At 51.0% G+C, this 8,572-nt stretch carries 11 protein-coding genes and 1 other annotated feature; of the genes, 4 read left to right on the plus strand and 7 right to left on the minus strand.

What is annotated here, in order from left to right; translation table 11 throughout:
- Positions 1-11: 11 nt before the first annotated feature.
- From pheS to thrS, 6 genes are all read right to left on the minus strand, one after another.
- A complete protein-coding gene (pheS, locus tag AB7E14_RS16050; RefSeq protein WP_428169665.1) occupies positions 12-995 on the minus strand; it encodes a phenylalanine--tRNA ligase subunit alpha in 984 nt (327 codons plus the stop codon).
- A gap of 62 nt (positions 996-1,057) precedes the next feature.
- Positions 1,058-1,181 (minus strand) — a sequence feature (Phe leader region).
- Positions 1,132-1,176, minus strand: a complete 45-nt coding sequence (gene pheM, locus AB7E14_RS16055; RefSeq protein ID WP_001386830.1) for a pheST operon leader peptide PheM — start codon at positions 1,174-1,176, stop codon at positions 1,132-1,134. (Overlaps the previous feature by 45 nt.)
- 120 nt (positions 1,182-1,301) lie before the next feature.
- Positions 1,302-1,658: a 50S ribosomal protein L20 gene (gene rplT / locus AB7E14_RS16060; protein WP_000124850.1), complete on the minus strand. Its 357-nt coding sequence runs from the start codon at positions 1,656-1,658 to the stop codon at positions 1,302-1,304.
- 88 nt (positions 1,659-1,746) lie between these two features.
- Complete coding sequence (gene rpmI, locus AB7E14_RS16065) at positions 1,747-1,944, minus strand: 50S ribosomal protein L35 (RefSeq protein WP_003030583.1); 198 nt, start codon at positions 1,942-1,944, stop codon at positions 1,747-1,749.
- A gap of 95 nt (positions 1,945-2,039) precedes the next feature.
- Positions 2,040-2,582 (minus strand): translation initiation factor IF-3, encoded by a 543-nt coding sequence (gene infC, locus AB7E14_RS16070; RefSeq protein ID WP_043000875.1) that lies wholly within the window; start codon positions 2,580-2,582, stop codon positions 2,040-2,042.
- A 3-nt stretch (positions 2,583-2,585) separates the two neighbouring features.
- Complete coding sequence (gene thrS, locus AB7E14_RS16075; protein ID WP_043000876.1) at positions 2,586-4,514, minus strand: threonine--tRNA ligase; 1,929 nt, start codon at positions 4,512-4,514, stop codon at positions 2,586-2,588.
- 366 nt (positions 4,515-4,880) lie between these two features.
- On the opposite strand from thrS, the gene yniD reads away from it, so the two are divergent.
- The gene (gene yniD / locus AB7E14_RS16080) at positions 4,881-4,988 is read left to right on the plus strand and encodes a small membrane protein YniD (protein WP_086512613.1); all 108 of its coding nucleotides are present in this window, start codon (positions 4,881-4,883) and stop codon (positions 4,986-4,988) included.
- A gap of 123 nt (positions 4,989-5,111) precedes the next feature.
- Here the strand turns inward: yniD and AB7E14_RS16085 are convergent, their stop codons facing one another.
- A complete protein-coding gene (locus AB7E14_RS16085; protein WP_043000877.1) occupies positions 5,112-5,870 on the minus strand; it encodes a DUF481 domain-containing protein in 759 nt (252 codons plus the stop codon).
- Between the two features lie 286 nt (positions 5,871-6,156).
- On the opposite strand from AB7E14_RS16085, the gene pfkB reads away from it, so the two are divergent.
- The 3 genes from pfkB (at position 6,157) to AB7E14_RS16100 (ending at position 8,447) form a co-directional block, all read left to right on the plus strand.
- The gene (gene pfkB, locus AB7E14_RS16090; protein WP_044254802.1) at positions 6,157-7,089 is read left to right on the plus strand and encodes a 6-phosphofructokinase II; all 933 of its coding nucleotides are present in this window, start codon (positions 6,157-6,159) and stop codon (positions 7,087-7,089) included.
- Between the two features lie 100 nt (positions 7,090-7,189).
- Positions 7,190-7,480, plus strand: coding sequence for a type V toxin-antitoxin system endoribonuclease antitoxin GhoS (gene ghoS / locus AB7E14_RS16095; RefSeq protein ID WP_316962250.1), 291 nt, complete (start codon positions 7,190-7,192; stop codon positions 7,478-7,480).
- A 106-nt stretch (positions 7,481-7,586) separates the two neighbouring features.
- Complete coding sequence (locus AB7E14_RS16100) at positions 7,587-8,447, plus strand: fructosamine kinase family protein (protein ID WP_058587978.1); 861 nt, start codon at positions 7,587-7,589, stop codon at positions 8,445-8,447.
- The last annotated feature ends 125 nt before the right edge of the window (positions 8,448-8,572 follow it).

Below are 8,572 nucleotides of genomic sequence, written 5' to 3' on the forward strand. Positions count from 1 at the left end.
TTATCCTGCCTTTATTTAAACTGTTTGAGGAAACGCAGATCGTTTTCGAAGAACGCACGCAGGTCAGTCACACCGTAACGCAACATGGTCAGACGCTCCATCCCCATCCCAAATGCGAAACCTGAGTAGACTTCCGGGTCGATACCAACATTACGCAGAACGTTCGGATGCACCATGCCGCAGCCCAGCACTTCCAGCCATTTACCGTTTTTCCCCATCACGTCCACTTCGGCGGACGGCTCAGTAAACGGGAAATAGGAAGGACGGAAACGAATCTGCAAATCTTCTTCAAAGAAGTTACGCAGGAAGTCATGCAGCGTCCCTTTCAGATTGGTAAAGCTGATGTTGGTATCCACAATCAGGCCTTCCATCTGGTGGAACATCGGTGTGTGCGTCTGATCGTAGTCGTTACGATACACGCGACCCGGCGCGATAATACGAATCGGCGGCTGCTGATCTTTCATGGTACGGATCTGTACGCCGGATGTCTGGGTACGCAGCAGACGCGTTGCATCAAACCAGAAGGTGTCGTGATCGGCGCGAGCCGGGTGGTGACCAGGAATATTCAGCGCATCGAAGTTGTGGTAGTCATCTTCGATTTCCGGGCCGGTCGCCACGGTAAAGCCAAGCTCACCAAAGAAGCTTTCAATGCGATCGATGGTACGGGTGACCGGATGCAGACCGCCATTTTCAATGCGACGCCCCGGCAGAGAAACGTCGATGGTTTCCGCTGCCAGACGCGCATTCAGCGCGGCGTTTTCCAGATCTGCCTTACGCGCGTTGAGTGCCTGCTGTACCTGCTCTTTCGCTTCGTTAATCACCGCACCGGCGGCAGGACGTTCTTCAGTTGGCAGCTCGCGCAGCGTCGTCATCTGAAGGGTCAGGTGCCCTTTTTTGCCCAAATATTCGACGCGCACATTGTCTAACGCGGCAACATCTGACGCCTGATTAATGGCCGCCTTCGCACTGGCTACCAGTTCTGCGAGATGTGACATGGTTTTCCTCATTGTGTCGGTGAAGACACCGGTTCGTTGAACGTAATCTCTCGATTTCGGGCACAAAAAAAGCCTCCATCAGGAGGCTTTTTTGCGCTGTTTTTCGTTTCTTCTTTCACGCGCTAGCCTCCTGAAGTCAGGTGCTAAAGTAAAAAAAGAAGCGGAAAATAGCAGCATTCATGCTTGCGTTACCTTGTGTGGTAAAAACCGGAGAACCTTTATTGAAAAGGGTTACGGATCAATTGTCAACTTATTGACGGAACAACAAATAAAAGAGAGGGAGCCAGGCTCCCTCTTTTCACTGGCTTATGCCAGAGCTGCTTTCGCTTTTTCGACCAGAGCGGTGAACGCTACTTTGTCGAATACGGCGATGTCAGCCAGGATCTTACGGTCGATTTCAACAGAGGCTTTTTTCAGGCCGTTGATGAATTTGCTGTAAGAAATACCGTTCTGACGTGCTGCTGCGTTGATACGCGCAATCCACAGTTGACGGAACTGACGCTTACGTTGACGACGGTCACGGTAAGCATACTGACCTGCTTTGATGACGGCCTGGAAGGCAACGCGGTATACGCGAGAACGCGCACCGTAGTAACCTTTGGCTTGTTTCAAAATTTTCTTGTGACGTGCGCGTGCAATTACACCACGTTTTACGCGAGCCATAGTGCTCTCCTGTATCTATTCTGATTTGCCCCCCTTTCACCACAGTGAAATCGGTTGGGCATTAAAAATTTAAAAAAACGTTAACGGCTTATGCGTACGGCAGGCACGCGATAACCAGACCCAGATCGCCTTTAGAAACAAGGCCTTTTGGACGCAGGTGACGTTTACGCTTAGTTGATTTTTTGGTCAGAATATGACGCAGGTTTGCGTGCTTACGCTTAAATCCACCACCACCGGTTTTTTTGAAGCGCTTAGCAGCACCGCGTACGGTCTTAATTTTTGGCATTTTAATAACTTCCACTTCGCATTGTTAATAAATGAAACCCAGGCGAGCAAAACCTGTGAAGCCCAAAGGCTTCACAGGAAATACTACTTGAAGGCCTACTGTTTCTTCTTGGGAGCGAGCACCATGATCATCTGGCGGCCTTCGATCTTCGTTGGGAAGGATTCGACTACTGCCAGTTCACTCAGATCGTCACGAACGCGCGTCAGCACTTCCATACCAATCTGTTGGTGGGCCATCTCACGACCGCGGAAACGCAGTGTGATCTTGGCCTTATCGCCATCTTCCAGAAAGCGAATCAGGCTGCGGAGTTTTACCTGATAATCGCCATCGTCGGTACCAGGACGGAATTTAATTTCCTTAACCTGGATAACTTTTTGCTTTTTCTTCTGTTCCTTAGAAGACTTACTCTTTTCATAAAGGAACTTGCCGTAGTCCATGATACGACAAACTGGCGGTTCGGCGTTAGGGCTGATTTCAACTAAATCTACTCCAGCCTCTTCAGCTTTTTCGATTGCTTCTCTCAGACTCACAATACCCAGCTGCTCGCCTTCCAGACCTGTTAAGCGAACTTCCTGGGCGCGAATCTCGCCATTGATACGATTCGGACGTGCCGTTTGAACTCGTTTTCCGCCTTTAATACCTTATTCCTCCAGTTGTTGAAGACTGCGGCTGCGAATCTCTTGTTGCAGCTTCTCAATCACTTCACTTACGTCAAGGCTGCCCAGGTCTTTCCCGCGGCGAGTGCGAACGGCAACTTTGCCTGCTTCCACTTCTTTATCACCACAGACCAACATATAAGGGACACGACGTAAAGTGTGCTCGCGGATTTTAAAGCCTATCTTCTCATTTCTCAAGTCTGCTTTTACACGAATGCCCGCATTTTGAAGTTTCTGCGTCAATTCGTTAACGTATTCAGACTGTGAATCAGTAATGTTCATCACCACTACCTGAACCGGCGCAAGCCAGGTCGGGAAGAAGCCAGCGAACTCTTCAGTCAGGATACCGATAAAACGTTCCATAGACCCAAGAATTGCGCGGTGAATCATCACCGGTACCTGACGCTCATTGTTTTCGCCCACATAGGAGGCGCTCAGACGAGACGGCAGGGAGAAGTCCAGCTGTACTGTACCGCACTGCCATGCGCGATCGAGGCAGTCATACAGGGTAAATTCAATTTTCGGACCGTAGAAGGCGCCTTCACCCAATTGATATTCAAATGGGATATTGTTTTCTTCCAGCGCAACGGCCAGGTCCGCCTCAGCACGATCCCACATTTCGTCGCTACCGATACGTTTTTCGGGGCGAGTGGAGAGTTTGACAACGATTTTCTCGAAGCCAAATGTGCTGTACATATCGTAGACCATACGGATGCAGGCGTTAACTTCATCGCGGATTTGCTCTTCAGTACAGAAGATATGCGCATCATCCTGGGTGAAGCCGCGTACACGCATCAGACCATGCAACGCGCCTGACGGCTCGTTACGGTGGCAACTACCAAACTCTGCCATACGCAGCGGCAGGTCGCGGTAGGATTTCAGGCCCTGATTAAAGATCTGTACGTGACCCGGACAGTTCATCGGCTTGATGCAGTATTCACGGTTCTCTGAAGAGGTGGTGAACATCGCATCTTTGTAGTTGTCCCAGTGCCCGGTTTTTTCCCACAGCACGCGGTCCATCATGAACGGCCCTTTCACTTCCTGATACTGATACTCTTTGAGCTTGGAACGCACAAAGACTTCCAGTTCGCGGAAAATAGTCCAGCCGTCGTTATGCCAGAACACCATACCCGGTGCTTCTTCCTGCATGTGATACAGGTCAAGCTGCTTACCAATTTTACGGTGGTCACGTTTTGCCGCTTCTTCCAGACGTTGAAGATAAGCGCTGAGGGCCTTTTTATCTGCCCAGGCCGTTCCGTAGATACGCTGCAACATCTTATTGTCGCTGTCGCCACGCCAGTACGCGCCTGCGGTTTTCATCAGTTTAAAGTGATGGCAGAAGCGCATATTCGGCACGTGCGGCCCGCGGCACATATCGACATATTCTTCATGATGATACAAACCAGGTTTGTCATCATGGGCAATGTTTTCATCAAGAATGGAGACTTTATAGATCTCGCCACGCTTCACGAAGGTTTCACGCGCTTCGTGCCAGCTGACTTTCTTCTTAATGACGTCGTAATTTTTCTCAGCGAGCTCGTGCATCCGCTTCTCGAGCGCATCGATATCTTCCTGGGTCAACGTACGGTCAAGGTCTACGTCATAGTAGAAGCCGTTGTCGACAACCGGACCGATAGCCATTTTGGTATTCGGCCAAAGTTGTTTGATCGCATGACCTAACAGGTGCGCGCAAGAGTGACGAATAATCTCCAGCCCTTCTTCATCTTTTGCGGTGATGATAGAGAGCGTCGCATCATTTTCGATCAGGTCGGAAGCATCAACCAGCTCGCCATTAACACGGCCAGCAAGGGTGGCTTTCGCCAGACCTGGACCAATGTCCAGCGCAACATCCATAGGGCTTACAGCGTGGTCGTAATGGCGTTGACTGCCATCAGGAAGAGTAATAACAGGCATGTTATGTCCTTATTTGCAGTGGTGACCCATACGCAAGATCACATACAAAGAGAAAATTTATTTGTTTACAGTTAGTTGTGCAGCCATCTAACCAACAATTGCTAAATTGGCACACAATCTGGTTCACATCCGCTTTCGCTACGCAAGCGCGGCAATGTGGTCGAACGATGGTAACACTAAAAAAAGGGAGAATGCACCCTTCTGTTTTATATTGGGCCGGATCATGACGTCAGCAAGCGTTTTTCGCCTCCTCCTCTCACCTGCCCTGAAGGATTGTCCTGGAGACAGAATGAATATCCATTCACTGACTGGCTGACAGTTTTGTTACACTAGGATTAACCGTCTGAAATCGACAGGATATAAATGATGCCATCAAATCGCTTCGCCAAAAAACACTGGAAAATGGTGGTCGTCCTGATCGTCATCTGTGGCGCAATGTTATTACTACGCTGGGCGGCAATGATTTGGGGATAGTCGTGAAACGCTGCGCCGTCGTGATTCAGGCAGCGTGCACATTCTGGACAAAAGCGCTGAAGGGCAAATCGACGTCAGACACCGTAATAAAAAAGCCAGACTGACGAACAGTCTGGCCTCAGTTTACATCCGGTAGCCCAGAGAGACGGTGGTACGTCTGTCCGTATGCTCCGGTGCCGTTTCCGGCGGTTCGGAGTTCCACGTCACGTTGTACGCCACCTTCAGACCAAAGTGCTCATTGATTGCCACATTTAGCGCCGTCTCGGAGTTCAGCGTCGTATCTTCAGCACCGAACACCGACACGCCTTGCGTAAATTTGGTGTTGTCTGATATCTGCCAGGCATACGCGCCAGAGGCATAGCCCAGCGGCTGTGTTTCCGTCGTGCCATCCGTATGTTCGTCGTACCGTACGCCCGGACCGAATTCAAAACGGAAACTGTGTACGGGACCGTTAAGGAACTGGCGACCATAACCGGCAGTGAACACGTCGCGCTCACGGTAGCCGTTATAACGGTCCGTCAGCCAACTCGCCTGGCCAAAAAGATAGTCATAATCGGTCACGTTGTAACGACTACGACCGCCAACCGCATATTTCTCTGAAGAACGTTCATCATTGGAAGAAGTGTTGCTCGCGTTCCCCCACAGTGACCAGGCCGTTGTTTGGCCGTACCAGGTCATGGTCGTGTCCGCGGTCAAAGAAGAACTTTTCGTGTTGCCTGACTGCGCAAGATAACCGGCATTGAGATTGCCTTCGAAGGGTTTCTTCGCACTTGAGGGGTCATCCATGACAGTAAAAACGGAATCATCGGCAGTTGCATACATCGACGCAAACATGCCCCCCGCCAGCAGAACGGCAGCGGGAACTGTCTTTAAAAGCTTCATTTATAAAGAGTCCGTACAACAAAAAAAGAGACCATTACGGTCCCGGAAACTTTCAGAGGGATCAATGACAAACGCCCCAGGAAAGGTAACAAATTATAAAAAGGCTCGAATAACATAGCAATGAATTCTTATTTCATTTTTTGAATAAGAGAGCTCTCAAAACAATTAAATATTTATATATCCTTACGGTAAATTAAATAAATAAACTTTAATTAATCATATTGTTAATGACTTCACTTTAGGGCTATTCGGTGCCAGACTGAACATAGCCTAACAGGAGGTAACGATGGTACGTATCTATACGTTGACGCTTGCGCCCTCTCTCGATAGCGCAACGATCACTCCACAAATCTATCCCGAAGGGAAACTCCGCTGTACTGCCCCGGTATTTGAGCCTGGCGGCGGCGGCATTAATGTCGCTCGCGCCATCGCCCATCTGGGCGGAACGGCAACCGCTATTTTCCCCGTCGGGGGGGCAACCGGTGAACACCTGGTGACCCTGCTCGCTGACGAAAACGTTCCGGTCGCAACCATTGATGCAAAAGACTGGACGCGTCAGAACCTGCACGTTCATGTCGAATCCAGCGGTGAACAGTATCGCTTTGTGATGCCCGGCGCGGCTCTGAATGACGATGAGTTTCGCCAGATAGAAGAGCAGGTTCTGGAGATCGAGTCCGGTGCCATTCTGGTGATCAGCGGTAGTCTGCCGCCAGGCGTTAACGTTGAAAAACTCAGCCAGTTAATTACCGCCGCGCAGAAACAGGGGATCCGTTGCATCATTGACAGCTCCGGCGAGGCGCTGACAGCCGCGTTAGCGATTGGCAATATCGAACTGGTTAAACCCAACCAGAAAGAACTCAGTGCCCTGGTTAATCGCGAACTGACGCAACCTGATGACGTGCGCAACGCGGCGCAGGAGATTGTCCGCAGCGGCAAGGCACAGCGCGTCGTCGTCTCGCTCGGTCCTCAGGGTGCACTGGGCGTGGACAGTAAAACCTGCGTACAGGTTGTGCCGCCGCCGGTTAAAAGCCAGAGCACCGTGGGCGCGGGCGACAGTATGGTGGGAGCAATGACCCTCAAACTGGCTGAAGGCGCCTCGCTTGACGATATGGTGCGCTTCGGCGTGGCGGCCGGTAGCGCCGCCACCCTCAACCAGGGAACACGCCTGTGCTCCCATGACGATACACATAAAATCTACGCTTACCTTAGCCAGCCATAATAAATCCCCCTCTCTTCGAGGGGGGAATTTTGCGTAAACCTGTCGGCTTACGCGTTCACCGTCTATGCTACAAACTCATGAGATTACAAAGGGGTGTCAAATGGCCAGTGGGGAAATCACCCGATATGTTGTTACTATCACGTTCCACGAGGACTCCTTAACGGAAATAAATGAACTGAATAATCATCTTACCCGTGCCGGTTTTCTACTCACCCTTACGGATGATGACGGTAATGTGCATGAACTGGGAACCAATACCTTTGGGTTGATTAGCGCCCAGAGTCCGGGCGAGGTCAAAGCTCTGGCCGCGGGACTGGCTGAAAGTGCGTTAGATAAAGTGCCGGAGGTCAGCGTGGTGACCTGGGACGAGTGGGATCTCAGCGGACAATAAATGCCATTACCACGAAAACACGTCCACGGTGTGCGTTAGTTCGTGTTTTTTAACCGCATCTTTGCGCTAACCTTATGATCTGGCAGACAACATGGGGAGAGACATCATGTGGCAGGCTATCAGTCGTCTTTTAAGCGAGCAACTCGGTGAAGGCGAAATCGAACTGCGTAACGAACTGCCTGGCGGAGAAATTCATGCCGCGTGGCATTTACGCTATGCGGGACGCGATTTCTTCGTTAAATGTGATGAGCGAGAACTGCTTCCAGGCTTCACGGCAGAAGCCGACCAATTAGAACTGTTATCACGCAGCCATACGGTGACGGTCCCCAAAGTGTGGGCGGTGGGTGCGGATCGTGATTACAGCTTTCTGGTGATGGATTATCTCCTTCCCCGCCCCCTGGATGCGCACAGTGCGTTTATTCTGGGGCAGCAGCTTGCCCACCTGCATGAATGGAGCGATCAGCCGCAGTTTGGGCTGGACTTCGATAACGCGCTCTCGACCACGCCGCAACCCAATGCCTGGCAGCGCCGCTGGTCTACCTTCTTCGCCGAACAGCGCATTGGCTGGCAACTCGAACTGGCGGCGGAAAAAGGGATTGCCTTTGGTAATATCGACGCCATCGTCGAGCACGTGCAACAGCGTCTCGCCTCCCACCAGCCGCAGCCCTCTTTATTACACGGCGATCTGTGGTCCGGGAACTGCGCGCTCGGGCCAGACGGTCCGTATCTGTTTGACCCAGCCTGTTACTGGGGAGACAGAGAGTGTGACCTGGCGATGTTGCCGCTGCATACTGAACAGCCGCCGCAAATTTATGATGGTTATCAGTCAGTGTCGCCGCTGCCGTTAGATTTTCTCGACCGGCAACCGGTATATCAACTGTATACCTTGCTCAACCGGGCAAGACTGTTTGGCGGCCAGCACCTGGTGATTGCACAGAAGGCAATGGACAGACTACTCGCGGCGTAATCATAGTTGACATCAATTGGCCGCCAGATGGCGGCCTTTCAGACCGCTAACAAAGAAGGAAAAAACGTGGTTTTTCCTTCTTTGTGGTTATCAGCCGAAAATCAATGAATTGATTTTCCTCGTTT

The organism is Citrobacter sp. (genome assembly GCF_050252275.1).
Lineage (GTDB): Bacteria > Pseudomonadota > Gammaproteobacteria > Enterobacterales > Enterobacteriaceae > Citrobacter_A > Citrobacter_A amalonaticus.